This is a genomic window from Rhodoligotrophos appendicifer (assembly GCF_007474605.1).
GTDB classification, from domain to species: Bacteria; Pseudomonadota; Alphaproteobacteria; order Rhizobiales; family Im1; genus Rhodoligotrophos; species Rhodoligotrophos appendicifer.
Genome location: NZ_VHKL01000002.1, coordinates 232,318 through 257,370, shown reverse-complemented (window position 1 = coordinate 257,370; position 25,053 = coordinate 232,318). Strand labels below are relative to the sequence as shown.

Sequence of the window (25,053 nt, the reverse complement as noted above, 5' to 3'; positions counted from 1 at the left end):
GCCGTTCCGAGTTGAGTCAGGGTTTCGGAGACAGAAAATGGCACCGCGGGCGAATTGGAAGGGTTTCCTGAAGGTGGCGGAGCTGACCTGCCCCGTGGCCCTCTATACGGCGGCCTCCACATCCGACCGCATTTCCTTTCACACCCTCAACCGCGAGACCGGCCACCGGGTCCGGCGCCAGTTCGTGGACCAGGAGACCGGCGAACCGGTTCCCACCGAAGAGCAGGTGAAAGGCTATGAGACCGGCCAGGGCGACTACATTGTCCTGGAACCCGAGGAGATCGCCGCTGCCTTGCCCGAGAGCGATAAGACCCTGGCGGTCGGCACCTTCATTCCTTGTGACGAGATCGATGACGTCTATCTGGACCGACCCTATTACCTCGCTCCTGCCGGCGCTCCCGCCGAGGAGCCCTTTGCCCTCATCCGCGACGGCATGCGGGCGAAGAAGGTCGCAGCGCTGGCCCAGACGGTTCTCTTCCGTCGCGTGCGCACATTGCTGATCCGTCCCTATGATCAGGGTCTGATCGCGACCACATTGAACTTCGATTATGAGGTGCGCGCGGCTGAAGATGCCTTCTCCGAGATCAAGGACATGAAGATCAAGGGCGAGATGCTCGATCTTGCGGAGCACATCATCAAGACGAAGCGCGGCACGTTCGACCCCGCGAACTTCGACGACCGCTACGAGGCGGCGCTCGCGGAGCTCATCAAGGCGAAGCAGGAAGGCAAGACGATCAAGCCGCGCAAGGTCCAGGCGGAAAGCAAGGTCGTGGATCTGATGGAGGCCCTGCGCCAAAGCGCGGGCGCGAAATCGGCGGCAAAGAAGGCCACCGGCAAATCAGCGCCCAAACGGGCACCGGCGAAATCGGCACCCCGCCGCAAGGCAAGCTGATCGTCGTCGCAAGGCGAGTTGATCGTTACCGCTTGCCCTTGCCGCCCTTTTCCTCGGCGGCCAGGCTCTTCTTCAGCGCATCCATGATGCTGACCACATTGCTGGGCTTCTCTGCCGCTGCCTTCTTCTTCGGCGGCTTCTTGCCCTTCTTCTTCGCGGCGATGATGTCGAGCAGCTTATCCTGCACCGGATCTGTCACCATCGATGGGTCCCAGGCCTGGGTGCGGTCCTCGATGACCTTCGTGACCATGCTCAGGAGCTTGGGGTCGCCCTTGGTCTTTTCTTTTGACGGGAAGTACTGCGCTTTGTCACGGACCTCGTCGCCATAGCGCAATGTCCACAAGACGATCCCGCGGTCCCGCGGCTCCAGCATGACGGCCCGCTCGCGGCGATAGAGGACGAGCCGCGAAATGCCGACCATCTCGGTGGCCTCCATGGCATCCCGGATGACGGAGAAGGCCTCCTCGCCGACCGGATCGTCGGGCATGAGATAATGCGGCTTGTCCAGCCAGATCCACTCGATGGAGGATTTCGGCACGAACATGTCGATGTCGATGGTGCGCGTGCTTTCCAAAGCGACGGCATCGAGCTCTTCATCCTCCAGCATCACATAGCTGTCGGCGCCCGTTTCATAGCCTTTGACCTCGTCTTCATCCTCGACGGGCTCCTGCGTCTCCGCATCGACATACTGGCTCTGGATCCGGTGGCCGGTGGCGCGGTTGAGGGTGTGGAAACGAACCTTCTCGCTCTGCGTGATCGCCGGCATCATCGCCACCGGACAGGTGACGAGCGAGAGCTTCAGGTAGCCTTTCCAGAAACTGCGTGGCGCCATGGCCTGATCCTCGGGCAGCGTTATAGCGAATGACAAACCTTTGGCGCTGCGGATCGTTCCGGCGAGCCTCAGAACGTCATTCTCTCCGGCTGGGGTTTGGTCTACACAACCGAACCCTCCGCCTGCAGAAAATCCAATGGCCCAACGCAAACCCAACATGCTCGACTGGCTGATGCTTGCCGTGATGGTCAGCATCTGGGGATCGTCGCTGGCCCTGGTGAAGGTGGCTGTGGAGGGGATGGCCCCCCTGTGGGTGACGGCATTGCGGATGGCGATTGCAGCGCTTGTCCTTGTTCCCGCTGTATGGCTTCAGGGCCGGACCCTACCCCGCCGTCTCGACGTCTGGGCGTGGTTTGCCGGCCTTGCAGTGATCGGCAACGTGCTCCCCTTCTATCTCATTGCCTGGGGCACGCAGAAAATCCCGTCCGGCCTGGCCGGCATCCTCATGGCCAGCACGCCCATCATGGCCATCGTCGGGGCGCATCTCGCATTGCCGGACGAGCGGTTGAACCTGCGCACCTTCACCGGCTTCCTGGTCGGCTTCGTCGGCGTCGGCGTCCTGATCGGACCGGAGTTGCTGTGGAGCGAGGGCCCGCAGATCGACGTCTGGGGCGAACTCTCGCTCGTTGCGGCGAGCCTTTGCTTTGCCAGTCACAACATCATCGCGCGCAAGATGCCGAGGGTGGATCCGACCGAGACGGCGGCCGGCGTCATGACGGTGGCCGGCATCATTGGTTTGTTTCTCGCTCTGGTTCAGGACCCGACGTCTCTCGCCCAGGTGCCCCTGCAGGCCTATGTGCCGGTGCTGGTCCTCGGCGTCGTGGCCACCGGTTTTGCGGTCTTGCTGCTATACTCGCTCATCGGTCGCAACGGGATCAGCTTCACCTCCTATTCGAGCTACCTCATTCCGTGTTGTGCGGTTCTGGTGGGGTGGCTCGTCATGGGAGAACCTCTGAGCACCGAGGCGGTGATCGGCCTGTGCCTCATCCTCTCGGGCATCGCCATCAGCCGCTATCGCAACCATTGATCGGATTGCGCCGAGCCCGGGATCGATCGGGGGCAGGAGCGCGTTGATAGGGGCAGCGAAGTCGAGGCTCCACAAATGCGCAGATCCTATGTCTGGTTGATCGTCTTGACGGCACTGATCGTGGCTGCTGTCGCCATCGTGAAAATCGTCATCTACCCGGAGCGGGCGACCGTCGACGTGGCCGCCGGAACCGGGACCAATCCCCAGCTGCCGCCGCCGGACAAGACGCTTGTGCCCACGGTCAACATCGCCCCGGCGGTCGGCTGGTCCGAAGGGGCCAAACCGACGCCGGCAGAGGGCCTGAAGGTCTCCGCCTTCGCAGACAAGCTCGATCATCCGCGCTGGCTCTATAAGCTGCCCAATGGCGATATCCTTGTCGCCGAAAGCAACGCTCCCAAATCCGATGCTGATCCCGGGATCAAGGGCTGGGTCATGGATCTGGTCATGAGTTGGGCCGGCGCGGGTGTGCCGAGCCCCGACCGCATCACCCTTTTGCGCGACACCGATGGCGACGGCGTCGCCGATCAGCGCTCCGTTTTCCTGAAGGGGTTGCATTCGCCCTTCGGAATGACGCTCGTGGGCAGTGATCTCTACGTGGCCAATGCCGATGCCCTGATGCGTTTCCCTTACACCGAAGGTGCGACGTCCATTTCCGATCCGGGCACCAAGGTCGTCGATCTGCCGGCCGGAATAAACCATCACTGGACGAAGAACGTCATCGCCAGCCCGGACGGCGCGAAGCTCTATATCACCGTCGGATCGAACAGCAATGTCGGCGAGAATGGCTTGGAGGCCGAAAAGGGCCGTGCGGCGATCTGGGAGCTCGACCGCGCGACCAGCCAGATGCGGGAATTCGCCACCGGCCTGCGCAATCCCAACGGACTGGCCTGGGAGCCGACCACCGGAGCCCTGTGGACGGCCGTGAACGAGCGCGACGAGATCGGCAGCGACCTCGTTCCCGATTATATCACATCGGTGAAAGACGGCGCGTTCTACGGCTGGCCTTACAGCTACTGGGGCCAGAATGTGGATGTCCGGGTCGAGCCGCAGAACCCCGAGCTCGTCGCCAAGGCGATTGCACCGGACTACGCTCTCGGACCCCATACGGCGTCATTGGGGATCGCCTTCTCCCAGGACACGAGCCTGCCTGAGCAATGGCGCAGCGGCCTGTTTGTCGGCCAGCACGGCTCCTGGAACCGGCGTCCCAAGAGCGGGTACAAGGTCATCTATGTTCCCTTCGCGGATGGCAGGCCGTCAGGTATGCCTCTTGACGTGCTTACGGACTTCCTGAATGCCGACGACAATGCGCAAGGCCGTCCCGTGGACGTGATCCTGGATCAGCAGGGGGCTCTGCTGGTCTCCGACGACGTCGGCAATGTCGTCTGGCGTGTAACCCCTGTAGGGCCCTGAGCTCCCGACCAAGTCCTCAAGACCGCCTGGAGCTCCCTGGTCGGTATCCCAACGCCTCCGAGATGCGCGCGGCTGCCTCCACGGTCTTGCGGATCTGCACTTCGGAAGGCACCGTTTCGAGGAATTGGGTTGAATCGAGCACCCCCAGAGTGCCCACCAGATCGCCGTTCATTCCGAAGATGGGCGCGGCCAGGCCATTGAGCCCGATGAACATCTGATCCGGTGCCACGGCCCACCCCCGGGCTCTGACACGATCCACCTCGGCGATCAGTCCCGCGGGACGGACCAGGGTGCGCGGCGTGAACATTTCCAGCGGCGAGCGGATCACGCGCTCCTGCAGGTCGCTGCTGCCAAAGGCCATCGCGATGCGCCCCTGCGCCGAGGCATGATAGGACAGGACGGACCCGCGTCGGACGCCGATTTCCACGGCCGATCGGCCTGGAAAGGTCAGCAGCACCTGCACGCCGTCGGGCGCGATTTGCGACACGACGGTCGAATGACCGAGCACGTCGCGCAACTCCCGGGCGATGGGTGCGGCCGCCTCTGCGAGATCCAGATTGTCGTTGACGATCCGGCCGAGCATGACGAGCTTGGGTCCGGCCTGATAGCGCTCCGAATCGGGAGCCTGGGTGATGTATCCTTCTTGAACCAGGGTCTGCACATGACGATAGATTCGGCTCTTGGTCGTGCCAAGACGATCGGCCAGGGCCGTGATGCCGATCGGGCTGCGCGCCTCGACAAACAGCTCCACGAGGCGCAGCGCGAGCACCACCGACTGCACGCCGCCACTCTGTTTTCCGCCGACCTTCGGCATGCAGGGACCCCTGTTTTTTCCCTTGACAGGATCGCGGTCGCACCGCCAAATCTTCATAAAAATGATATTTCGTTTCGCTGTTCGAAACAAGGAGGATGCCCATGAGTGCCCCGTCCGGCCGTCCCTCGGCGGCCGATTTTCGCCAGCGCTTGCTGGCCCATGAACTGGTGGTAGGCACCTTCATCAAGACCCCAGCGACGCATCCTATCGAAATCATCGGCGGCCTCGGCTTCGACTTCGTGGTCATCGACGAGGAACATGCCCCCTTCGACCGGGTGACCATTGATGCCGGCCTGCTTGCCGCCCGCGCTTCGAACACCGCAGGGATCGTTCGCGTCTCCGAGCCGACGGCCGCCAAGCTGCTGGCCGTGCTGGACGACGGGGCGACCGGCGTTATGGTGCCGCATGTCTTCAGTGCCGAGAAGGCCCGCGACGTGGCGTCCGCCTGCCGCTATCGCGGCGGCAAGCGGGGCTTCTCCAACACAACCCGTGCCGGAGGCTTTGGTGCCGTGGGCATGTGGGACCATGTGGACGCGGGCGATAAGGCCGCGACGGTCGTGGCCATGATCGAGGACCCCGAGGCGATCGAGGCGATCGATGCCATTGTGGCTGTCGATGGGATCGATGCCTTTTTCGTCGGCCGGGGCGATCTGTCGGTGGCGATGGGGGCGGCGTCCATGGCGGCGCCCGAAATCATGGCCGCAACGGAGAAGGTGGTGGCTGCCGCCAAGCGCGTGAACAAGCCCGTCCTGTTGATGGTCGCCAATGCGGCGGAAGCCGAAAGCGCCAAGGCGCTCGGCATTACCGGCTTCATCGTCTCCTCGGACCAGGGGTTCCTGCGCCAGGCCGCCGGCAGGCTTCTGCAGGACTTCTCGAGCCTCCGCGCCAACTGAGCGCGCCATAGACGGAGGACCCCATGGCCGCCACTCTCGAGCCCGGCATTCCCACCGACCAGGCCTTGAAGGACCCCCGGCGTGCCGCAGAAGTGGCCGCCATCCTGCCCGGCGCCATCGATCTCCACTGCCATTCCGGCCCCTCCGTCATGCCGCGCATTCTCGACCACGCCGAAGCCATGCAGGAGGCGGCCGACGCCAAGTTCTCAGCCCTGCTCTACAAGGACCACTACTATCCCGGCATGGCTCATGCCCAGATCTTGGAGAGGCTTTTTCCCGATACGAGCGTGAAGCTGTTTTCGGGCGTCGCTCTGAACAACGCGACCGGTGGGGTCAATCCCCATGCCGTCGACCACTGCGTGAAGCTGGGCGGCAAGATCGTCTGGATGCCGACCTTCTCCGCCGCCAATCACTTGGCGCAAGGCTCCGGTGACGCGAAGAACTTCCCCAAGACCGCCCAGCGCATGCTGGAGCCGATCCCGCTGAGCGTTCTCGACGCGAACCGGAAACTCACCGACGAGACCCTCGCGGTGCTCGATATCATTGCCGAAGCCGACATCATCCTTGCCGGCGGCCATCTGCACGTGACCGAACTCTTCCCCCTATTCGAGGAAGCCAAACGTCGCGGCGTGAAGAAGATGATGGTGAACCACCCGACCTATGTCGTCGGCTGCAGTGACGCGGACATCCGGGGGCTGGTCGCGCTGGGCGCCTATATGGAGCATTCGATCTGCATGTTTGTCGACAGCCGCGTCAAACAGTTCACGCCGGACCAGTTGAAGCACTGGATCGACGTGGCCGGGATTGACCGCACCATTCTGGGCTCTGATCTCGGCCTCACGGAAGCGCCGCGGCCGGTCGAGGGCTTTCGCCAGATCGTCTCGATGCTGCTCGATCTGCAATTCACGGCCGACGACATCAAGATCCTGATCGGCAGGAACGCCGCCGGCCTCCTGGGCCTGCCGAACTAAGGCTGCCGCTTCAGGGTCCAACGCTCAGGCGACCTCAGATCCTCTCCAGCGCTTGCTCGACATCCCGCAGGAGGTCGTCTCCGTCCTCGATGCCGATCGACAGCCGCACCAGATTCGGTGCCACTTCCGATGTCGGCCCCTCTGCTGTGCGCCGGTGCTCCGCGAGACTCTCGACGCCGCCCAGCGACGTCGCCGGGAGGAACAGCTTGAGCGATGTGACGAAGCGCTTGGCCTCGGCCTCTCCGCCCTTGACCAGCAGGGACATCATGCCGCCGAAGCCATTGCTCATCTGCTTGACGGCCGTCTGGTGGTCCGGGTGGCTGGGCAGGCCTGGATAGAGCACCCGCTCGACCTTCCCATTGCCTTCGAGCCCCCGCGCGATCTTCAGCGCCGCAGCCGAGATCGCCTCGAAGCGCACGAACACGGTGCGCATGCCACGCATCAGCAGCCAGGCTTCGAACGGGGCCATGATCGAGCCGAGATATTTCCGCGTCACCACCACGTCGTCCCACAGGGCATTGCGGGATTTCACCGCCAATACGCCCCCGGTCAGGTCGCTATGGCCGTTGAGGTATTTGGTGGCGGAATGGAAGACCATGTCGGCGCCGAGATCGAGCGGCCGCGTCGTCACCGGCGGCGCGCAGGTTGAATCGACGACGAGGAGGGCTCCGGCCTCATGCGCGATATCCGCGGCAGCCGCGATGTCGAGGACGTCCCAGGTGGGATTGACGATCGTCTCGCCCCACACCAGCGCCGTTTCCCGGTGCACGACGCGCGCCAGGCTCTTGGGATCGCTGGTCTCGTAGAAGTCGAGCCCGATGCCGCGACGCTCTGCGATGCGGCGCATCCAGCTCTGGGCGCCATGATACATGATGCGAGGAGCCACCATATGCTGCCCCTTGTGCAGGGCCTCGCAGACCGCCACGATCCCGGCAAGCCCGGACGCATAGAGCAACGCCGCCTCCGCTCCCTCGAGCTCCGCCAGCGCCGCCTCGGCCTGGGCCACGGTCGGAGAGCCATAACGGGAATAGAGGAACTCGCCCATCAGCTCATGGGTCTCGTCCCGGGCGAAGGTCGTGGCGAACTGGATCGGGGGGACGATCGCTCCATGGGCCGGATCGACGAAATGTCCGATCTGCGCCACGCGGGACCGAGGCGACGCCTTGAAATTATCGGCCATGAAACTTTGTTTCCTGTTGATAAACTAAAACTGTTTTAGCGCCAAAATCTCCTGTTGGGAATTGGTTCTTCACTCGGCCGGCTGCAGAACACCGAAGTCCCCATCGGCTTCGGCGATGACCTCCGGCGTCGTCACCTTGACCCGGAACCAAAGCGCGTACAGGGCCGGCACCACCAGCAGCGTCAGCACGGTGGCCACGATCAGTCCGCCCATGATGGTGACCGCCATGGGGCCCCAGAACGCGCTCGTGGTCAGCGGGATCATGCCCAGCACGGCGGCCAGCGCCGTGAGCACCACGGGCCGCGCCCGCCGCACCGTCGCATCCACGATGGCCTGGTCCTGCGCATGTCCGGCGGCGATGTCGGTATCGATCTGATCCACCAGGATCACGGTATTGCGCATGATCATGCCCGCCAGCGCGATCATTCCCAGAGTAGCATTGAAACCGAAGGGCATGTTGGCGACGAGCAGCGCCGCAGTGGCGCCGATGAGCCCGAGCGGCGCCGTGATCATGACCAGGGCGAGCCGCGAGAAGCTCTGCAGCTGGATCATCAGCAGCGTCATCATGGCGATGATCATCACCGGGAACACGGCCACCAGCGCCTTGTTGGCCTTGGCGCTTTCCTCGATCGAGCCGCCGGTTTCGATGCGATAGCCCTCGGGCAGCGCCTTCACGATCGGATCGAGCTTCGGCAGAAGCCGCGTCGTCACGTCCGGTGGCTGGACCCCGTCGATGACGTCTCCGCGGACGGTGAGGACGAGGTCGCGATTGCGCCGCCACAGGATTGGCTCCTCGAAATCATAGGCGATCCGGGCGATCTGGCCGAGTGGCACGGCGACGCCATTGACCGTGGCAACCGTCAGCGACGCGAGATGGTCGAGGTCGAGCCGCTCCTCGGGAACCGCCCGCGCCACGATGTCGATGAGGTCGATGCCGCGCCGCTGCTGGGTGATGGTATAGCCCGTGAGCAGGGTCTGCAGCGTCTGCGAGACCTGGGCCGGCGTCAGTCCCATGGCCCGGGCCCGGTCCTGGTCGACCCGCAGAGTCACCGATTTCGTCTGCTCGCCCCAATTGAGATGGGGATCGATCACGGCCTGGTCCTGAGCCATGATTTCGCGCACCTGGGCGGCGATCGTCCGCACCTCCAGGGGATCCGGCCCGATGACCCGGAACTGCACCGGGAAACCCACCGGCGGACCGAACACGAAACGGTCGACGCGCACCCGCGCCTCCCCCAGCGCGCCATTGGCGATCTGCCGCTCCAGCCGTGCCTTCAGCCGTTCGCGCCCCTCGATATCCTTCGCGACGATGACGATCTGGGCGAAATTGGCATTGGGCAGCACCGGATTGAGACCGAGCCAGAAGCGGGGCGCCCCCCGGCCCACATAGGTGGTGGCGCTCGCAACGTCCGGATCGCCCTCGATGAGCCGTTCTGCCTGTTCGGCCACCTTCTCGGTCGCGCCGATGGCCGTGCCCTCGGGCATGCGCATTTCCACGAACAGCTCGTTGCGGGTCGAGGTGGGAAAGAACTGCTGCTGCACCGAGCCGAACCCGACCACGGCCACCGCGAACAGTGCCACCGTCACCAGCACCACTGTCTTGCGCCAGCGGATGCACAGCGCGATCAGGTGCTTCAGCGGCCGATAGAGGCGGCCGTCGTAAAGGGCATTCTCATGCGCATGCTCCACATCGCCCTTCTTCATGTCGGGCAAGAGCTTGAAGCCCAGATAGGGCGTGAAGATCACCGCCACGAACCACGAGGCGATGAGGGCGATCCCGACGACCCAGAAGATGCCGCCCGCATATTCGCCTGCGCCCGATTTCGCAAAGCCCACGGGCAGGAACCCGGCCGCGGTCACCAGCGTCCCGGTGAGCATGGGAAAGGCCGTCGAGGTCCAGGCGAAGGTCGCAGCCCTCGACCGGTCCCAGCCCTGCTCCATCTTCACCACCATCATTTCGATGGCGATGATCGCATCGTCCACCAGCAGCCCGAGGGCGATGATCAGGGCGCCCAGCGTGATGCGGTGCAGGTCCATGCCCGCCGCGAACATGATGACGAACACGATGGCCAGCACCAGCGGTACGGACAGGGCAACCACCACGCCGGTGCGCAGGCCCAGCGACAGGAAGCTCACCAGCAGCACGATCCCCAGCGCCTCCATGAAGGTCTTCAGAAACTCGCCGACGGATTCCTCCACGATATGCGGCTGGTCCGCGACCTGGGTGATCTCGATGCCCACCGGCAGTTCGGCGGTGATCCCGGCCATGGCGGATTTGAGGTTTTCGCCCAGGGTGATGATGTTCGCGCCCTTGGACATGGAGACCCCGAGGCCGATGGCCGGCCTTCCATGCTGGCGGATCAGGAAGCTGGGCGGATCCTCGTAGCCCGGCTTCACCTCGGCGACGTCTCCCAGGCGGAACAGCGTGGAGCCGACGGCGATGGGGACGGCTTCGATTGCGTCAACGCCCTGGAACGCGCCGGTGACCCGCAGATTGATCCGGTCGGCGGCGGTGTCGATCGCCCCGCCGGCCACCACCTCGTTCTGCTGCGCCACGCTGTCGAAGATCTGCTGCGGCGTCACCCCGAGGGTCGCGAGCTTCGTATGGCTGAACTCGATATAGATCCGCTCAGGTCGCACCCCGATCAGATCGACCTTCTCCACATCCGGCACCCGCAGCAGCGTCTGCCGCATCTCCTCGCCGATGGATTTCAGCTGTGCCGGGCTCACGGTGTCGCCGCTGAGCATGTAGAGGGCGGAATAGACGTCGCCATATTCGTCGTCGAAGCCGGGTCCAACGATCCCGGCCGGCAGCGCGCCGCGAATGTCGCCGACTTTCTTACGCACCTGATACCAGAGTCCCTGCACCTCCGACGGGGGCGTCGTGTCCCTGAGGATCACCTGGATGAACGAGATGCCGGGCCGCGAATAGCTTTCCACCCGGTCGAGATGCGCCAGCGCCTGCAGCTTCTTCTCGATGGGGTCGGCGACCTGCTCCTGCATCTCCGTGGCCGTCGCTCCCGGCCAGGCGACGCTCACCACCATCACCTTGATGGTGAAGGACGGATCTTCCCCGCGCCCCAGCTTGAAATAGGAATAGGCCCCGGCGGCCGCCAGCAGCAGGATGGCGAACAGGACGAGTGCCCGATGCGTGATCGCCCATTCCGAAAGGTTGAAGCGCGACATGGAAGCCTCTGCTCAAGGAGCGTCGATGGTCCGGACGGTGGCGCCCGGATTGAGCTTGTGCACGCCGAGGCTGACCACCTCCTCGTCCGCCTCGAGTCCCTCGCTGACGAGCGCGGCATCCTCCGTATAGGCGGCGATCTTGACCGGCCGCCTCTCCAGCACATGGCGCGTCGGCTCGACCACATAGACCTGCGCGCCGCCGCCCTGGTTGAACACCGCCGACAACGGCAGGCGCGCAACCTCCGGTCCGGGCGCGCGCAGAGTGACGGTGGCCGTCATGCCCAAGGCAATGGTGTCGTCGGGATGCCGGATCGTGAACCGCGCGGCATAGGTCCGGCTCCCGGCATCTGCCTGCGGCGCCAGCTCGCGCAGCACGGCCTCGTAGCGTTTGCCGGGATCGGCCCAGAGGGATACGGTGGCATGGGCGTTGCGTGCCTCGGCGATGACGGTCTCGGGAAGCGAGACCACCGCCTCCCGCTCGTCCAGCCGGGCGAGCCGGATGACCGTCTGACCTGCGGCAACCACTTGGCCGGGCTCTGCGGCCGTCTCGACGATGATCCCGTCATGATCGGCCAGCAGCTCGGCATAGCCGAGCCGGTTGCGGGCGAGATCCAGGGACCGCCGCGCCCGCTCCAGCCGTCCCACGGCCTCCTGCTTGGCGAGGGTCTTGCGGTCGAATTCGGCGGCAGAGGTGAAACCGCGCTTGAGCAGTGAATCATAGCGATCGGCTTCGGCACTCGTTTGAGTCAGGTTCGATTGCGCCGCGGCAAGCTCCGCCTCCGCCGATTGCAGCTCGAGGCTGAGATCCTCGGGATCGAGCCGTGCGAGACTCTGGCCCGCCTTGACCGTCTCGCCCACATTGACGAGGCGCGCAGTGATCTTGCCCGCGAGCCGAAACCCGAGAGCGCTTTCATGTCGTGCTTTGACCGTCCCGACGAAGGTCTTCTCATCCTGTGCCGGTGCCAGGATCACCCGCGTGACCTGCACCGGCCGTGGCGGTTCCGCCTTGGACTCGGCCGCCTGTTGCTCGGAGCAGGCCCCGAGGATCAGCCCGGCCAGTACTGGCACCGCAACAGCGGAAAGGCGGGTGAAAGAGGCGTTCATTGAAGGCTCCGACCTGATCCCTAAAAACTGATGAAAATCCACAATTGTCACTTTTCGGTCGCGGACGATCCGGCGCTGCTTCGGTTTCAATCCCTTGGCTCGATCGCCTTCAAGAGGAAATCGATCGTGCGTTGGAGGCCTTTGTCGAGCTCTTCTTCTGCCGACTGGGCGACGAGAACGGGGTGGCAGAAGCGCGCGCAGCAATCGAGGAAGATCGCAGACACTTCTTCCGGATCGTGTAGGGCAAAACTGCCATCGGCGATGCCTTCTCGCAGGAGCTGCGCGGTCGTCGTCCGGATCCGCTCCCTGTGAGCCAGGATGTTCTGCCAATTATGTTCGATCGCCACCAGGACCATCTCATGCACGCGGCGTTCTTCGATGAAATTGTCCAGGTGATTGCGGAGGATGGTCTGGAAAACCGCATGGATGCGCGTCCGCACCGGCAAGTCCTGCTGCTGGACGCGGCGGATCTCCGCCTCCATTTCGCCCAGGCAGCGGCTGCAGATGCATTCCACGATCGCGTGCTTTGAGGGAAAGAAGCGGTAGACATTGGCAGGCGACATTCCGAGTTCGGCGGCGATGTCGGCGACTGCTGTCTTCGTGAAGCCCATCCGCCGAAACAGATCCTCCGCCACCTTGGCGATCTGGTCGCGGATCTCATCCGGCGTCTGCTTGCTGCGGGGGGCCATGGGCGCTCCTGACTGATTTCTGATAAATATCATAATTTATCATTTTTACAAGAGAGCCGATCTTTGCCGGGAAAAAACGGATGGAAAATGGTGCATGACGCATGTTTGGCAATCGTGGTAGAGCCGGCATTATGACAGCCATCATCAATATTTGCTTTGGGACGCTCTTATGAATCTGCTTGAGGAAATGGACCCTTCCCTCACCGGCCGGCAGATCCTGCAGGCCTTGATCGACAGGGGCGGGCGTCCGCCCATCGGCGACACGATGGAGTTCAGGCTGATCGAGGTGGGCGATGGTTCGGCGGTCTTCGAGGGCGTGCCGGGGCTCCATGCCTACAATCCCCTGGGCACCATCCATGGCGGCTACGCGGCGACCCTTCTCGACAGCGCCTGTGGCTGCAGCGTTCACACTAAGCTGGCAGCGCAGCAGGCCTATACGACACTGGAACTGAAGGTCGCCTACCACCGGGCGCTGACGACGGAAACCGGAGCAGTTCGCGCCGAAGGTCGTGTTCTCAGCTTCGGTCGCCGCGTCGCCTTCTCCGAAGCGAAGCTCGTCGACCGCAATGGCAGGCTCTATGCGTCCGCGACCTCCACCCTGTTGATCTTCCCGAGGGAGGGCCTCAGCGGCTCAGATAATCATGCAGGATCTCGCCCGGAACGAGGCTGAAATCGGCCCGCCACCAGAAGCCTTCCAGCATGTCCCGCACAGGCAGACGATAGACCGGCGCCTGGATGTTTGGCCGCAGCTCCACCGTGCAGGGACCGGACCAGCATTCATGCACCGTGAGCGAGCCCAGCCGACGCGCCGTGAGCTGCCGGATGGCCGGCGTGCCGTCGATATGGTCGATGGCCTTCAGGTTGATGTTGAGGGCGAAGTCGAAATAGCCCGACATCCGTGCGATCTCCGCACGCTGCTGCTTATAGGCCATGGTGCCGGTCAGGAGGTCGATGCCGTTGCGCTCGATCGTGCCGACCCAGGCATCCCCGCGCGCCTCCAGCTTCGGCGCCCCGAGCTTCTTTGGCTGCCCATGCACCTCGCGCCCATGGACGACGCCGCCATCCGAGGACAGGAACAGATAGGGTGAGTACCCGCCCGCCTGCCCTGTCGGGCCATAGCGGCATCCGACCATGACGTTGCTTTCGTAATAAGGTCCGAGCCACTCCGTATCGTTCATCTTGTAGATATGCGCGAGAACGATGTCGGAGGCCGGCTCCAGCGGCGGCGGCAGGATCCGCGCCACTGCCTCTTCATCCGTCCGCCAGGCGAGCGTCAAGACCTCCGCATTCCGGAAGCCGAAGGGAAAGGGCGGCACCGTGGGAGCATCGAAGGGTGTGGAAAAGCCGGGAGCGAGGATGCGCTCCAGAGTGAGCCGGTCGGCGGCCTGGCTCTTCCAGTCACTCATCGGCCTCTCCCTTCGCGACCATGGCGGCGCGCGTGGTCTCGTGCACGCTGCGCATATGCTGGACCATCGCCGCCTCGATGCCTGCAGCGTCCCGCGTCTCGAGCGCGGCGATGATCTGCACATGGTCCTCGACGGACCGCGCGAGCACCCCCGGGGTCTCCCAGGCGATCTTGCGATATTCGTTGCCGAGGAAGTAGAGCGCCTCCGAGATGCGCTCGAGGAAGGGATTGTCGAGCGCGGCACCGAGGGTGCGATGGAACTCCATGTCGGACACGCGGAATGCGACCGGATTGCGGATGAGGCCCTTCTGGATCTCCGCCATCTTGGTGAGCCGCACGATCGTGCCTGTATCGACCTTCTCCGCCAGACGTCGTCCCATGGCCCCTTCGACCACGACGCGAGATTCGTGCAGCGCCTCGAAGTTCTCCTCCGTGAGCGTGATCAGCATCTGCAGCGGCGCCAGGATTTCCGCCGCTTCCAGCGAGCTGACGAACACGCCCCCACCCTGCCGTACCTTGACGACGCCGAGGATCTGCAATCCCCTCAGGGCCTCGCGCACAGAGGGACGCGAGACCTGGAGGGTTGCGGCGAGATCGCGCTCCGTCGGCAGCTGCTGGCCGGGCCGGACGCTTCCCGAGCGGATCAGGTCCAGGAGGTTCCGCGCCACCTGCTCGGCGACCGACACCCGTTCGATCGGAGCGAAATCCTCCATGGAGGCACCGGTGCGGGCGGTCATGGGACGGGGCATCGTGGCGGCCTTCCGCTCAGCGCACGATCGATCTCGTCGGCGGCGAGGCGCTGGAGCGTGTCCATGGCGGCATCAGAATACCAGGCCGCATGCGGCGACAACAGCAGGTTGGGCGCCTGCCTGAGCGGCGACGTCGCGAGCAACGGCTCGGTGGCAAAGACATCGAGGGCGGCCGCCCCGAGATGGCCTCGGGTCAGGGCCTCCGCCAGGGCCGCCTCGTCGATCAGCGCACCGCGCGAGCAATTGACGATGACGGCGCCCGTCTTCATCCGCGCCAGCGAGACTGCATTGATGATCTCCCGCGTCTCGGGGGTGACCGGCGCATGCAGCAGCAGCGCATCGACCTGCGGCAGCATTGCCTCGAAGCTTGAGGAGCCCACGCCGAGGCTGGCCGCGCTCGCCGCGTCGAGCATCGGATCGGCAACCATGATCGGGAAACCGAAGGGACGCAGCCGCGCCAGCACTGCCCGACCGATGCGGCCGAGGCCGAGGAAGCCTATGACCGTCTCGGCTGCGGGTCTCAAGGGACGCGACACCGCGACGGCGCTCCAGTCCCCCCCTCGCACCGAGGCGTCCAGGGCCGGGAGCTTCCGGTAGAGTGAGAGCAGCATGGCCAGCGTGTGGTCGGCGACTTCGTCCACGCAATAATCCGGCACATACGCGACCTGAACCCCGAGCCGACGCGCGGCGATGACGTCGATATTGTCGAAGCCGACGCCGTAGCGCACCACGGTCGCCCCTGTCTTCAGAGCGCTGAGCGCGGCGTCCGTCATGGGCGCGAACTGAACGAAGACGGCATCCGCCCCCTCGACGGCGGCCACCACCTCTTCAGCGGTCCGGCACTGGAAGCTGTCCAACTGCGCGCCGTGCCGGGCGGCCACTGCCTGCTCATGCGGCAACGCGCCGAAGGTGCTGTCGGTCACGACGATACGGGTCATGGCAGGGCTTTGGGTGGAAAGAACGGGACGCCGTAATCGGCTTCGAAGCCGCCATCCACATGCAGCACATGACCGCTGACATAGGAGGCATCCTCCGTGCAGAGGAAATAGATGGCCCGCGCGATCTCCGAGGGATCGGCCAGCCGTCGCGCCGGCGTCCGCTCGATCATCGGCACGGTGTTCAGGCGCCCCTCCGCGACGGCGACGGTCACCAGATCGGTCTCGACATAGCCGGGGGCGACCGCATTGACCCGCACGCCGCGGGCGGTCCACTCCACGGCAGCAGTCTTCGTCAGCGACGCGATGGCGGCCTTCGACACCGCATAGGGAGCGCGACCCGGGGCACCGCGGGTCGCAGCGATGGAGGCGAGATTGACGATGGCACCGCTGCCCTGGGCCAGCATGATCCGCCCTGCGGCCTGCAGACAGTGCAATGCGCCATGCAGGTTGACGTCGAGCACCGCGTTCCAATTCTCGAAGGTCAGGCTCTCCAGCGGGGCATGCCGTTGAATGCCGGCATTGTTGATGAGCGCATCGAGGCGGCCCCAATGCGCGGTGGCCGAGGCGAAGGCCTGGTCCACCGCGACGCGATCGGTGACGTCGAGAGGCAGCGCCAGCATTTTGCCTGCGAAGCCCTCGGCTCGGGTCCGTGCGCGCGCGATCTCCACATCGGCGATGGTGACGTGCCAGCCCCGGGCAGCGAAGGTCTCCGCGGTGGCCCAGCCGATGCCATTGGCACCGCCGGTGATGAAGACGGCTTTGGCGTCTGACGTCATGCTAGTCGCCTTTGTGGATGGCGTGGCGATAGGCATAATGGGCAAGCGCGTCGCTGTTCAGGCGGAGCCCGGTGCCGGGCGCGGTCGGCGGCGACAGGTGCCCACGCTCGATATCGGCGAAGGCGGGCGCTTCGATCAGCATATGCGAGCAGTCGAAGGGCCGGTCGGCGGGAAACACCTCGATATGGTCGGCAGCGTCATCGGCGAAGACGCAATGGCGATGGACTTCCGGATTGACGTGATAGGACACGCGGAAGCCTTTCGACACCGCTCGGGCAGCGAGGCTCAGGGCGGCGGTGAAGCCCCCGATGGTGGTCGCATCCACCCGCACGACGTCGATGGCCTCCCGTTCCATCAAGTTCTCGAGGTCGAGCGGGCGCGTGCATTCGTCTCCGAGCCCGATCGGCACCTTGGAATGCTGGCGCAGGAAGGCGATCTCGGACACCCGCGTCCGCGGCATGGGATCCTCGATCCAGCCGATGCCGAGATCCTGCCACAGATCGGCGGCCTCCAGCCCCTGCCGGGCCGTTTTCCACGACCAGGCGAGATCGCAGGTGAATTCGGCCTTCGGGACCGACCGTCTCACCGTTTCGAGAATCCGCCGAATGGGGCGCGGCTCGCCATAATGAGCGGCTTCCATCTTGAAGAAGTCGTAGCCTTCGTCCGCCCGCGCCGTAAGGCGGGCGGCGATGTCGTCCTCTCCTTCGCCTTCGATCTCATAGCCCTCGACGAGTCCCACCCGCACCTGCCGTTGATGACCGCCGAGCAGCTGCCAGACCGGCACACCGAGGGCTTGGGCACGCAGATCCCACAGGCAGATATCCACCATGGAGCGGGCGCGGCCGATGACGCCGTCATCCTCGATGGCCAAGGTTGCGCGCCGCAGATCCGCCAGCCGCTCGCCGTGATTTCCGGCATCCTTCCCCACGAGGCGGGGTGCCAGGAGGTCGGCGATCGCCACGTCCACCGGCGATCGGCGGGTATGTCCGAGGCAGTCGGCGACGAGCCCGCAGCGCGTGGTGATCCGCACCGCTGCATACTGGCGGGACGTCACGGTAAAGTTTCCGAAGGAGAGAGCGGAGGGCAGCGGCAGGCTGCACGCCCAGGTCTCGACCCGGTCGATGGTCAGGTCACTCGTCATGGCTAAGCGTCCGTCTACTCCCCATCCTGGCTGCCTCTCGTCGACGGACCGTTCTGCGACGGTCTCGGATTTGCACAAACTTCTTGCGGACGGCTGAACAACCTGCTGAATTGGTAAGGCCAATGCACGCTAGCGGCTTCGACGGTCGACTTCAAGCTGCAAACTGCACTCGGCCAAGGTGGGTTGAACAGACAGGGACAGGGGAGAATGCAGATGAGATTTTCCGTTGCAGTCACGGCGCTCCTACTCGGCTTGGGCGCAGGCAGCGCCGTCGCACAGGAGCTTCCGCACGAGGCTACGCCGCTGATCGAGAATTGCGGCGACGGGTCATATGAGAAGGCCAAGACTGAGGGGATCGTGGTGGGCATCTCGCCCTCCCCGCCATTCACCTCGCTCAATCCGGGCACGCAAAAAGCGGAAGGCCTCGAGGTCGAGATCGACGAAGCGGCTCTCAAATGGGCCGAAATCAACAATATCAAATATGAGGTCATGCCCTTCGGCCAGCTGATTCCGGCCCTGCTCGCCAAGCGCATCGACATGGTCGCGGCCCTGCACATCACGCCGGATCGCAAGAAGGTCATTTCCTTCACCAGCCCCGCCTACTGGTATGGCCCGGCGATTCTGGTGAAATCCGGCAATCCCGACGGGATCAAGTCCTATGACGACCTGAAGGGCAAGCCTGTGGGTGCGATCGCCGGCTCTGCCGCTGACGAGTATCTCCGCAAGATCGGCGCCGAGGTTGTCCCCTTCCAGACCGACGCTGAACAGTTCAGCGCCGTGGCCACGGGCCGGGTCAGCGCGGTGGTCGACGACGACACGAAGATCAACCTCTTCCTGGCTTCTAATAAAAGCTCTCCAATGGAGCTGGTGAAGGGTGTGAAGGTGCCCGACGAGCTGATCTTCACCTATGGCTACGGCTATGTGCGGCCCGGTCTCCGGAAGGAAGACTGTTCCCTGCGCGTCGCCGTGAGCATGGGTCTCGACGAGGCTCGCGGCAACGGCACGGTCTCCGCGCTGCTGAAGAAATACGGCTTCTCCGACGCCAACCTCTTCTTCTTCCCGCTGAACAATTGACGATGCCATGAAAGTCCCTCTCCCATTTTTTGGGGGAGGGAGGCCTGTTGCGGCAGCAGTGGCAGGGTGAGGCGTCCCGCCGCGAGCCCGAGGAAGGCCGGAGCCCCGGGGCCCCCTCGCTGCAATGCTCAGGCATTCCGCCCGCTCCCAAGCGGGGACCGGTGAGACTTCCCAGGGGCAGCGACCAATGGATCTTCTGAATTTCGAGGTGATCGGCGATTACTGGCAGGTCTTCCTGCGCGGGCTCAGCCTCACCGTCTTTCTCACTCTTGTCACCATGGTGCTGGCCACCGTCATGGCAATCCCGCTGGCCCTGGCGCGACTGTCTGAGCTGAAGTTGATCCGCTGGCCGGCCAATGTCTTCGTCGAATTCATGCGGGCGACCCCGCTCATCCTGCAGCTCATCTACATCTATTACGTATTGCCCACTGCCGGGATCAGGCTCGATCCGATCACCGCTGCGATCACGGGCCTGTCTCTCCACTACGCCGCCTATCTGAGCGAGGTCTTTCGCGGCGGCATCCAGTCGATCCAGAAGGGGCAGCTCGAAGCGGCCCTCAGCCTGGGCCTGTCGCGCTATCTGGCCTTCCGCAAGGTGATCCTGCCTCAGGCGACCCGCGTGGTCCTGCCGACCCTCGGCAACTATCTGATTTCCCTGTTCAAGGACACTTCGCTCGCCTCCGTCGTGACGGTGCAGGAGCTGATGTTCAGCGGCCAGATCATCGCCGCCCGCAACTTCCAGTATTTCACCGTCTATACGGTGACGGCGATCCTCTATTTCGCCGTCTGCTATCCCTCAGGCCTCGCCGTGCGGGCGCTGGAGGACTACACCCGCAAAGGCTGGGTCGCGAAGGATGCCAAGGCCAAGGGCTGAGCCCTCAGGCCAAGGCACCCCTTGATCAGAAATTCCCGGCCCGGCCAAGGGCAGGATAGCTTTCCAGATACTCTGCCATGCGGCTCGCCGCCTCCATCAGGCGGTCGAGCTCGGTTGCATAGGAAAGCCTGAGAAAGCCTTCGCCATTGGCGCCGAAGCTCTCGCCGGGGACCACCGCCACATGAGCGCGCTCGAGCAGATGGTCGGCGAGGATGTCGCTCGGCCAGCCGGTGCCCGTCACATTGGGAAACACATAGAACGCTCCCCCCGGAACGCGGCATGAAACGCCGGGAATGTCGTTGAGGGCGGCAACCAGGGCATCGCGGCGCTCCTCCAGCACCTTGCGATAGGCGTCGACCTCGTCCCGCGGCCCGGTGATGGCGGCCAGCCCCGCCATCTGCGCCGCTACGTTCACGCAGGAATGGGTCGCCGAGATGATCTTGCGGACATAGGGAACGAGGGCCGTCGGCCACACGCCGAAGCCAAGCCGCCACCCCGTCATGGCGAAGGTCTTGCTCCAGCCATCCAGCAGGATCGTCCGGTCGCGCAACTCGGGATAGCTGTAGAAGCTGGCGTGCTCGCCGTCGAATGTGAGCTGTGAATAGATCTCGTCCGTCAGCACCGCCACATGCGGATGATCGGCAAGGCCTGCAGCCAGCTTGTCGAGTTCGGCCCGGGGCACGATCCCGCCCGTGGGATTGGCCGGGCTGTTGAGGATGATCAGCGTCGTGTCCGGCCCGATCAGGCTGAGCACTTCTTCGGCCGAGAAGGCAAAACCATGGGACTCGCGGATCGGATACGGCACCGACCGCGCGCCCGACAGTCGGATGGCCTCGCGATAGGGAGGGAAGCCCGGATCGGGATAGAGGATTTCCGCGCCCGGTCCGCCGAACAGCGTGGCGGCCAGGAAGATGGTGACCTTGCCCCCCGGCACGATCACCACCTGCTCGGCATCGACAGAACTGCCGGTCCGGCGGCTCACATCTGCGGCCACAGCCTCGCGCAAGGGGGTGATGCCGACGGTTGAGGTATAGCCATGGGGCCCGTCCTTGGCGGCCTTCGCGCCTGCGTCCACCACATGGGCCGGCGGCCGCAGGTCAGGCTGACCGATGCCGAGATTGATGACGTCATGGCCGGAGCTCTGAAAGGCCAGCGCCCGCTCGAGCACGCCGAAAGCGCCCTCCTCCTGCAGCGTGGCTGCATTGTCGTTGAGTTTAAGTCCGTTCATCGATCCCCCTGTTCGGTCTTCATTCGATCAAGCTGCTCTCCGCCATGAGCCGACTGACGAAACGCTGCGGATCACCCGCACTCTGCGCTCTTACATAGACTTGGTTTACCGCTTCTGCGAGAGGCGTTGTGCGCTGCATGGTACGCAACATGGACATGACATAGGCGCTGTCCTTCGCCGCATTCGCGATGCTGAAGGGATAGCCATCCAGATCCCCCTCGACTGCGGCATCCATGATGCGCCGCAGAGCACCCGAATTCCCCGATCCGCAGAGCATGACGGCATAGAGCTTCTGCCAGTCTATATCCGCCGCCCGCGCGTGCTGAAAAGTTTCCGTGATCAGGGCGACCATGCCCAGCACCAGATAGTTGCTCATCAGCTTCGCCGTGTTGCCGGTCCCGGGCCCGCCGAAGACTGAAACCTCGCGACAGAAGCATTCGAGCAGCGGCACGGCGCGCTGGACATCCGCCGGCGCACCCCCGACCATCGCGCCCAGTTCCCCGTCGCGGGCTTGCTTCGGGCCCCCGGCAACCGGCGCATCAACGAGGCCGATGCCGCTTGCCGCGAGATCCGCCTGAAGCCTTTGCGTGGCGCTCGGCTCGGCCGTCGAGGTGTCGATGATGAGGGCATCCTTCTTGAGCAAGGGCCTGAGAGTGCCGATGATGTCTTCCACCACCTTGGAGTTGGGAAGACACAGGAAGATGACTTCGCTGTCCTCGGCGAGCTTCGCTGCCGTCTCCGCCTCGCTGGCCCCGAGTTGCATCAGCGATTCGATCGGTGCGCGGTTGCGATGGGCGAGGACCGTCAGGCGGTGGCCGCAGCGGATGAGGTTTTCCGCCATTCCCTGACCCATCAGGCCGACGCCGATAAATCCGACTTTCATGTTTCGTACCCCCGTTCTTGAGGCCTCATTGAACAGGCTAAGAGGCCGCCTGTCACCCCGGTCGTCGCCAGAACGCTTTCCGCCTGCGGAAAACCGGACTAACCATCTAGCAGACAATCGATCAGGGAGAGCGTCAATGACGGGTAGGCTGGAGGGCAAGACCGCCTTCGTGACCGCGGCAGGTCAGGGCATGGGGCGGGCTGCGGCGGTCGGCATGGCACGCGAGGGCGCAAGGGTCTATGCCACGGATATCGACGCCGATGCTCTCGCCTCCCTGCCCGGCGAGGCGGCAGGAATCGAGACCTTTGTGCTCGACGCCTTGGATGGGGCCGCCATCGATGCGGCGCCAGCGCGTGTGGGAGTGCCCGACATTCTCTTCAACTGCGCAGGCTACGTGCACAGCGGGACGGTGCTGGAGACCACCGACGAACAATGGGACTTCTCCTTCGCCCTGAATGTGAAGAGCCACTTCCGGGTGATTCGCGCCTTTCTGCCCCTGATGCTCGAGGCCGGCGGCGGCTCCATCATCAACATGGCCTCGGTTGCCTCCTCCATTAAAGGCGTGCCCAATCGCTCGGCCTATGCCGCGACGAAGGGTGCAGTGATCGGGCTGACCAAGGCGGTGGCGGCGGATTATGTCTCGCGCGGCATCCGCTGCAATGCCCTCTGCCCTGGCACCATCGACACGCCGTCCTTGAACGAGCGCATGCGGGCCTCCGGTGATTACGAAACCTCTCGCAAGGCCTTCATTGCCCGCCAGCCCATCGGTCGCCTGGCGACGGCGGAGGAGGTGGTGCCGCTGATCATCTATCTCGCCAGCGACGAATCGCAATTCGTCACCGGCCAGACCCACATCATCGATGGCGGCTGGGCCCTCTGACCCGCCCTCATCCTGAGATGCGAGTGAAGGCACGCATCGAAGTCTCGGCGAGTGCCGCCGCTGGAACGAAACCTAGAGCGGCGGCAGCCCCACCTTTTCCCGAAAGCTCGGATCGCGGATCTCCACCTCGCCGCCGGCGAGGTCGTCGGCCTTGCCTGCGAGCAGGAAGGCAGCAGCCTTGGCAGGCTCTTCCGCGGGCCGCAGCGCGCTTTTCGGCAAGCGGCTCACATCATTGACACCGGAGGCGCGGATCGTCCCCTGCATGTCCGTGTCGACTAGGCCCGGAACGAGCCCGAAGGCGAGAATGCCGGCATCGCCATATTCCAGCTGCACCGACCGGGTCAGCATCGCGAGCCCGGCCTTGCTGGCACAATAGGCAGACCAGCCCTCCATCGGTCGATGCGCCGCCCCGCTGGAAATATTGACGATCCGCCGGATCCCCGTTCCCTGCTCTCGCAGAAGGGCGCGGGTCAAGCGATAGGGCGCGACCAGATTCGTGGTGATCAGCTGAGCCCAGGCGGTTTCGTCCGTCTCGGTGATCTTGCCGATGGGCTCGATCACACCGGCATTGTTGACCAACCCGTCGATGCGGCCGAAACGCGTCAGGCTTGATCCGATGATGGTGTCGGCTCCCTTGGCATCATTGACGTCGGCGACGACCACCAGCGCCCTCTCTCCCAACGCCGCCTCGATATCCGCCTTGCGGCTGGCGGCGCGGACCACCAGCACCGCACAGGCGCCGTCATCAATGACGGCTCGGGCGATAGCATATCCGAGCCCTTTGCCTGCCCCCGTGACGATGATGACCGGATTTTCGCTCATGGACTGCCTCCCGTTTATGAGCATTTAGGATCAGGCGGGGCATCGGGTCAATTGGCCTGACCACTCAAAGGAATAATCGGTCCGCCCCGTGCGAGTAGCGGGCGACCTTTTCCCGATCGAGTTCGACCCCGAGCCCCGGACGGTCTGGGATGGTGAGGTATCCTTCTTCATCCAGCAGGAACGGCTCCGACAGAAGCCCGTCCACATAGGCACTGCCGCCGATGAACTCGACCACGTCCACATGCGGAAATGCTGCTGCCATCTGCAGGTCGGCCGCCACTCCCAATGCAGTGTTCCAGCCATGGCCGATATATTTGACGCCGAAATCCTGGGCCATCCATGCGATCCGGCGTTGCTCGCTGATGCCGCCGACCTTGGTGACGTCGGGTTGCACGATGTCGAAGGCGCCGCGGCTGAGCCAGGGCAGGAAGGACTGGCGCCGCGTCAGCACCTCGCCTCCCGCGATCGGCACCGGGCTTGCGCGTCGCAGCGTGCAGAAATCCTCCAGCGCATCGGGTCGCAGCGCCTCCTCGAACCAGCCGACATCGTAATCCTTGAGCATGTCCGCCGTCCGCAGCGCCCATTTGAGCCCATTGGGCCAATAGGCATCACTTCCGCCTGGATCCACGAACAGCTTGGCCTCCTCGCCCGCCGCCTCCCGCGCCGCGCGGACGATCGCCTCGTCATTGCGGAAGCTGTCGCGACGGCCAAAGGGGCCCCAGCCGATCTTGAAGGCCCTGAAGCCCTTGTCCCGATAGCTCGCGACCACCGCACCCATCTGATCCGGCTCCTCCATCAGCAGCGAGCAATAGGGTTGGACGCGGCGCTGATACATGCCGCCCAGAAGCCTGCCCACGGGCTGCCCCAGCGCCTTGCCGAGAATGTCCCACAAGGCGATGTCGATGCCGCTGATCACATGGGTGAGAGTGCCGCCGCGCCCCATCCAGAAGGTGTTCTGGTGCAGCTTCTCCGCCACCCGCTCCGGCTCAAGCGCATTCTCGCCGCGATAGAGCGGCTCCAACACCTTGAGACCCGCCTCCACGAGCCGGCCGTCGGTGAACACGCTGCCATAGCCGGTGATCCCCTCCTCCGTATGCACCGCGATCAGGGCATGGATCGAATCCTCCGGCACGATTTCGACCGACCATCCCCCCTTGGGGCTTTCCCCCAGCAACGGAACGGCCACGATCGAACGGATGCGCAGGGCGGACAGGGTCATGGGGGAGATCTCCGAAGGCGGGTGACTGATCATCCGCCGCATCCGTGGAATGTCAACGCGCCAATT

At 64.4% G+C, this 25,053-nt stretch carries 24 protein-coding genes; 9 read left to right on the top strand and 15 right to left on the bottom strand.

All coding sequences use genetic code 11. The features are described 5' to 3' along the window. Positions 1–37: 37 nt before the first annotated feature. Positions 38–892, top strand: coding sequence for a non-homologous end joining protein Ku (gene ku, locus FKM97_RS05315; protein ID WP_144291359.1), 855 nt, complete (start codon positions 38–40; stop codon positions 890–892). A 25-nt stretch (positions 893–917) separates the two neighbouring features. On the opposite strand, the gene ku (FKM97_RS05310) is transcribed toward ku (FKM97_RS05315), so the two are convergent. Beyond that, positions 918–1,724 (bottom strand): non-homologous end joining protein Ku, encoded by an 807-nt coding sequence (ku, locus tag FKM97_RS05310; protein ID WP_144291358.1) that lies wholly within the window; start codon positions 1,722–1,724, stop codon positions 918–920. A 136-nt stretch (positions 1,725–1,860) separates the two neighbouring features. On the opposite strand from ku (FKM97_RS05310), the gene FKM97_RS05305 reads away from it, so the two are divergent. Both FKM97_RS05305 and FKM97_RS05300 read left to right on the top strand, forming a co-directional pair. Beyond that, on the top strand, positions 1,861–2,751 hold the full coding sequence (locus tag FKM97_RS05305; RefSeq protein ID WP_143958127.1) for a DMT family transporter: 891 nt from the start codon (positions 1,861–1,863) through the stop codon (positions 2,749–2,751). Positions 2,752–2,826: 75 nt separating this feature from the next. Continuing rightward, on the top strand, positions 2,827–4,161 hold the full coding sequence (locus FKM97_RS05300; protein ID WP_143958126.1) for a PQQ-dependent sugar dehydrogenase: 1,335 nt from the start codon (positions 2,827–2,829) through the stop codon (positions 4,159–4,161). A gap of 16 nt (positions 4,162–4,177) precedes the next feature. Here the strand turns inward: FKM97_RS05300 and FKM97_RS05295 are convergent, their stop codons facing one another. Continuing rightward, positions 4,178–4,975 carry an IclR family transcriptional regulator gene (locus FKM97_RS05295; RefSeq protein WP_170240765.1) on the bottom strand — a complete coding sequence of 266 codons (798 nt, stop codon included), beginning with the start codon at positions 4,973–4,975 and terminating at the stop codon, positions 4,178–4,180. Positions 4,976–5,076: 101 nt separating this feature from the next. On the opposite strand from FKM97_RS05295, the gene FKM97_RS05290 reads away from it, so the two are divergent. Together FKM97_RS05290 and FKM97_RS05285 are read left to right on the top strand one after the other, a co-directional pair. Further along, positions 5,077–5,868, top strand: coding sequence for an HpcH/HpaI aldolase family protein (locus FKM97_RS05290; RefSeq protein ID WP_205014736.1), 792 nt, complete (start codon positions 5,077–5,079; stop codon positions 5,866–5,868). Between the two features lie 23 nt (positions 5,869–5,891). Next, complete coding sequence (locus tag FKM97_RS05285; protein WP_143958123.1) at positions 5,892–6,839, top strand: DUF6282 family protein; 948 nt, start codon at positions 5,892–5,894, stop codon at positions 6,837–6,839. Positions 6,840–6,873: 34 nt separating this feature from the next. Here FKM97_RS05285 and FKM97_RS05280 read toward each other — a convergent pair whose 3' ends face one another. From FKM97_RS05280 to FKM97_RS05265, 4 genes are all read right to left on the bottom strand, one after another. Then, entirely contained in the window at positions 6,874–8,019 is a 1,146-nt protein-coding gene (locus FKM97_RS05280) for a trans-sulfuration enzyme family protein (protein WP_143958122.1), read from the bottom strand. Positions 8,020–8,088: 69 nt separating this feature from the next. Next, the gene (locus FKM97_RS05275; RefSeq protein ID WP_143958121.1) at positions 8,089–11,205 is read right to left on the bottom strand and encodes an efflux RND transporter permease subunit; all 3,117 of its coding nucleotides are present in this window, start codon (positions 11,203–11,205) and stop codon (positions 8,089–8,091) included. A 12-nt stretch (positions 11,206–11,217) separates the two neighbouring features. Then, positions 11,218–12,309, bottom strand: a complete 1,092-nt coding sequence (locus tag FKM97_RS05270; protein WP_143958120.1) for an efflux RND transporter periplasmic adaptor subunit — start codon at positions 12,307–12,309, stop codon at positions 11,218–11,220. Positions 12,310–12,395: 86 nt separating this feature from the next. Then, positions 12,396–12,998 (bottom strand): TetR/AcrR family transcriptional regulator, encoded by a 603-nt coding sequence (locus tag FKM97_RS05265; protein WP_170240764.1) that lies wholly within the window; start codon positions 12,996–12,998, stop codon positions 12,396–12,398. 169 nt (positions 12,999–13,167) lie between these two features. On the opposite strand from FKM97_RS05265, the gene FKM97_RS05260 reads away from it, so the two are divergent. After that, the gene (locus tag FKM97_RS05260) at positions 13,168–13,668 is read left to right on the top strand and encodes a PaaI family thioesterase (protein WP_143958118.1); all 501 of its coding nucleotides are present in this window, start codon (positions 13,168–13,170) and stop codon (positions 13,666–13,668) included. On the opposite strand, the gene FKM97_RS05255 is transcribed toward FKM97_RS05260, so the two are convergent. The 5 genes from FKM97_RS05255 to FKM97_RS05235 are packed head-to-tail and all read right to left on the bottom strand — an operon-like array spanning position 13,622 to position 18,007. Beyond that, on the bottom strand, positions 13,622–14,404 hold the full coding sequence (locus FKM97_RS05255; protein WP_143958117.1) for an acetoacetate decarboxylase family protein: 783 nt from the start codon (positions 14,402–14,404) through the stop codon (positions 13,622–13,624). The genes FKM97_RS05260 and FKM97_RS05255 overlap by 47 nt on opposite strands. Next, on the bottom strand, positions 14,397–15,140 hold the full coding sequence (locus tag FKM97_RS05250) for a FadR/GntR family transcriptional regulator (protein WP_170240763.1): 744 nt from the start codon (positions 15,138–15,140) through the stop codon (positions 14,397–14,399). The genes FKM97_RS05255 and FKM97_RS05250 overlap by 8 nt, the downstream gene beginning before the upstream one ends. Next, positions 15,137–16,090 carry a C-terminal binding protein gene (locus FKM97_RS05245; RefSeq protein WP_143958115.1) on the bottom strand — a complete coding sequence of 318 codons (954 nt, stop codon included), beginning with the start codon at positions 16,088–16,090 and terminating at the stop codon, positions 15,137–15,139. Before FKM97_RS05245 ends, FKM97_RS05250 begins: the two co-directional genes overlap by 4 nt. Next, positions 16,087–16,866, bottom strand: a complete 780-nt coding sequence (locus FKM97_RS05240; protein ID WP_143958114.1) for an SDR family NAD(P)-dependent oxidoreductase — start codon at positions 16,864–16,866, stop codon at positions 16,087–16,089. Before FKM97_RS05240 ends, FKM97_RS05245 begins: the two co-directional genes overlap by 4 nt. Position 16,867: 1 nt before the next feature. Continuing rightward, the gene (locus FKM97_RS05235; RefSeq protein WP_143958113.1) at positions 16,868–18,007 is read right to left on the bottom strand and encodes a mandelate racemase/muconate lactonizing enzyme family protein; all 1,140 of its coding nucleotides are present in this window, start codon (positions 18,005–18,007) and stop codon (positions 16,868–16,870) included. Positions 18,008–18,220: 213 nt separating this feature from the next. Between FKM97_RS05235 and FKM97_RS05230 the strand changes: the two genes are divergently transcribed. Continuing rightward, positions 18,221–19,081, top strand: a complete 861-nt coding sequence (locus tag FKM97_RS05230) for a substrate-binding periplasmic protein (RefSeq protein WP_246104943.1) — start codon at positions 18,221–18,223, stop codon at positions 19,079–19,081. Positions 19,082–19,268: 187 nt separating this feature from the next. Next, the gene (locus tag FKM97_RS05225) at positions 19,269–19,955 is read left to right on the top strand and encodes an amino acid ABC transporter permease (protein ID WP_143958111.1); all 687 of its coding nucleotides are present in this window, start codon (positions 19,269–19,271) and stop codon (positions 19,953–19,955) included. A 25-nt stretch (positions 19,956–19,980) separates the two neighbouring features. Here FKM97_RS05225 and FKM97_RS05220 read toward each other — a convergent pair whose 3' ends face one another. Together FKM97_RS05220 and FKM97_RS05215 are read right to left on the bottom strand one after the other, a co-directional pair. Next, on the bottom strand, positions 19,981–21,183 hold the full coding sequence (locus FKM97_RS05220) for a pyridoxal phosphate-dependent aminotransferase (RefSeq protein ID WP_143958110.1): 1,203 nt from the start codon (positions 21,181–21,183) through the stop codon (positions 19,981–19,983). Positions 21,184–21,202: 19 nt separating this feature from the next. Then, positions 21,203–22,183 carry an NAD(P)-dependent oxidoreductase gene (locus tag FKM97_RS05215; protein ID WP_281290074.1) on the bottom strand — a complete coding sequence of 327 codons (981 nt, stop codon included), beginning with the start codon at positions 22,181–22,183 and terminating at the stop codon, positions 21,203–21,205. 19 nt (positions 22,184–22,202) lie between these two features. Between FKM97_RS05215 and FKM97_RS05210 the strand changes: the two genes are divergently transcribed. Next, positions 22,203–22,946: an SDR family oxidoreductase gene (locus FKM97_RS05210; protein WP_143958108.1), complete on the top strand. Its 744-nt coding sequence runs from the start codon at positions 22,203–22,205 to the stop codon at positions 22,944–22,946. 72 nt (positions 22,947–23,018) lie between these two features. Here FKM97_RS05210 and FKM97_RS05205 read toward each other — a convergent pair whose 3' ends face one another. Then, positions 23,019–23,768 carry an SDR family oxidoreductase gene (locus FKM97_RS05205; protein ID WP_170240762.1) on the bottom strand — a complete coding sequence of 250 codons (750 nt, stop codon included), beginning with the start codon at positions 23,766–23,768 and terminating at the stop codon, positions 23,019–23,021. Positions 23,769–23,832: 64 nt separating this feature from the next. Continuing rightward, entirely contained in the window at positions 23,833–25,020 is a 1,188-nt protein-coding gene (locus FKM97_RS05200) for a mandelate racemase/muconate lactonizing enzyme family protein (RefSeq protein ID WP_246104942.1), read from the bottom strand. Positions 25,021–25,053: the final 33 nt, after the last annotated feature.

Excerpts from the sequence above, each read along its gene's own strand:
- FKM97_RS05270 (WP_143958120.1), bottom strand. The coding sequence starts at position 12,309 with ATGAACGCCTCTTTCACCCGCCTTTCCGCTGTTGCGGTGCCAGTACTG.
- FKM97_RS05230 (WP_246104943.1), top strand. The coding sequence starts at position 18,221 with ATGAGATTTTCCGTTGCAGTCACGGCGCTCCTACTCGGCTTGGGCGCA.
- FKM97_RS05290 (WP_205014736.1), top strand. The coding sequence starts at position 5,077 with ATGAGTGCCCCGTCCGGCCGTCCCTCGGCGGCCGATTTTCGCCAGCGC.
- ku (WP_144291358.1), bottom strand. The coding sequence starts at position 1,724 with ATGGCGCCACGCAGTTTCTGGAAAGGCTACCTGAAGCTCTCGCTCGTC.
- FKM97_RS05245 (WP_143958115.1), bottom strand. The coding sequence starts at position 16,090 with ATGACCCGTATCGTCGTGACCGACAGCACCTTCGGCGCGTTGCCGCAT.
- FKM97_RS05255 (WP_143958117.1), bottom strand. The coding sequence starts at position 14,404 with ATGAGTGACTGGAAGAGCCAGGCCGCCGACCGGCTCACTCTGGAGCGC.
- FKM97_RS05200 (WP_246104942.1), bottom strand. The coding sequence starts at position 25,020 with ATGATCAGTCACCCGCCTTCGGAGATCTCCCCCATGACCCTGTCCGCC.
- FKM97_RS05250 (WP_170240763.1), bottom strand. The coding sequence starts at position 15,140 with ATGACCGCCCGCACCGGTGCCTCCATGGAGGATTTCGCTCCGATCGAA.
- FKM97_RS05275 (WP_143958121.1), bottom strand. The coding sequence starts at position 11,205 with ATGTCGCGCTTCAACCTTTCGGAATGGGCGATCACGCATCGGGCACTC.
- ku (WP_144291359.1), top strand. The coding sequence starts at position 38 with ATGGCACCGCGGGCGAATTGGAAGGGTTTCCTGAAGGTGGCGGAGCTG.
- FKM97_RS05265 (WP_170240764.1), bottom strand. The coding sequence starts at position 12,998 with ATGGCCCCCCGCAGCAAGCAGACGCCGGATGAGATCCGCGACCAGATC.
- FKM97_RS05260 (WP_143958118.1), top strand. The coding sequence starts at position 13,168 with ATGAATCTGCTTGAGGAAATGGACCCTTCCCTCACCGGCCGGCAGATC.
- FKM97_RS05305 (WP_143958127.1), top strand. The coding sequence starts at position 1,861 with ATGGCCCAACGCAAACCCAACATGCTCGACTGGCTGATGCTTGCCGTG.
- FKM97_RS05225 (WP_143958111.1), top strand. The coding sequence starts at position 19,269 with ATGGATCTTCTGAATTTCGAGGTGATCGGCGATTACTGGCAGGTCTTC.
- FKM97_RS05285 (WP_143958123.1), top strand. The coding sequence starts at position 5,892 with ATGGCCGCCACTCTCGAGCCCGGCATTCCCACCGACCAGGCCTTGAAG.
- FKM97_RS05295 (WP_170240765.1), bottom strand. The coding sequence starts at position 4,975 with ATGCCGAAGGTCGGCGGAAAACAGAGTGGCGGCGTGCAGTCGGTGGTG.
- FKM97_RS05220 (WP_143958110.1), bottom strand. The coding sequence starts at position 21,183 with ATGAACGGACTTAAACTCAACGACAATGCAGCCACGCTGCAGGAGGAG.
- FKM97_RS05235 (WP_143958113.1), bottom strand. The coding sequence starts at position 18,007 with ATGACGAGTGACCTGACCATCGACCGGGTCGAGACCTGGGCGTGCAGC.
- FKM97_RS05240 (WP_143958114.1), bottom strand. The coding sequence starts at position 16,866 with ATGACGTCAGACGCCAAAGCCGTCTTCATCACCGGCGGTGCCAATGGC.
- FKM97_RS05300 (WP_143958126.1), top strand. The coding sequence starts at position 2,827 with ATGCGCAGATCCTATGTCTGGTTGATCGTCTTGACGGCACTGATCGTG.
- FKM97_RS05210 (WP_143958108.1), top strand. The coding sequence starts at position 22,203 with ATGACGGGTAGGCTGGAGGGCAAGACCGCCTTCGTGACCGCGGCAGGT.
- FKM97_RS05280 (WP_143958122.1), bottom strand. The coding sequence starts at position 8,019 with ATGGCCGATAATTTCAAGGCGTCGCCTCGGTCCCGCGTGGCGCAGATC.
- FKM97_RS05205 (WP_170240762.1), bottom strand. The coding sequence starts at position 23,768 with ATGAGCGAAAATCCGGTCATCATCGTCACGGGGGCAGGCAAAGGGCTC.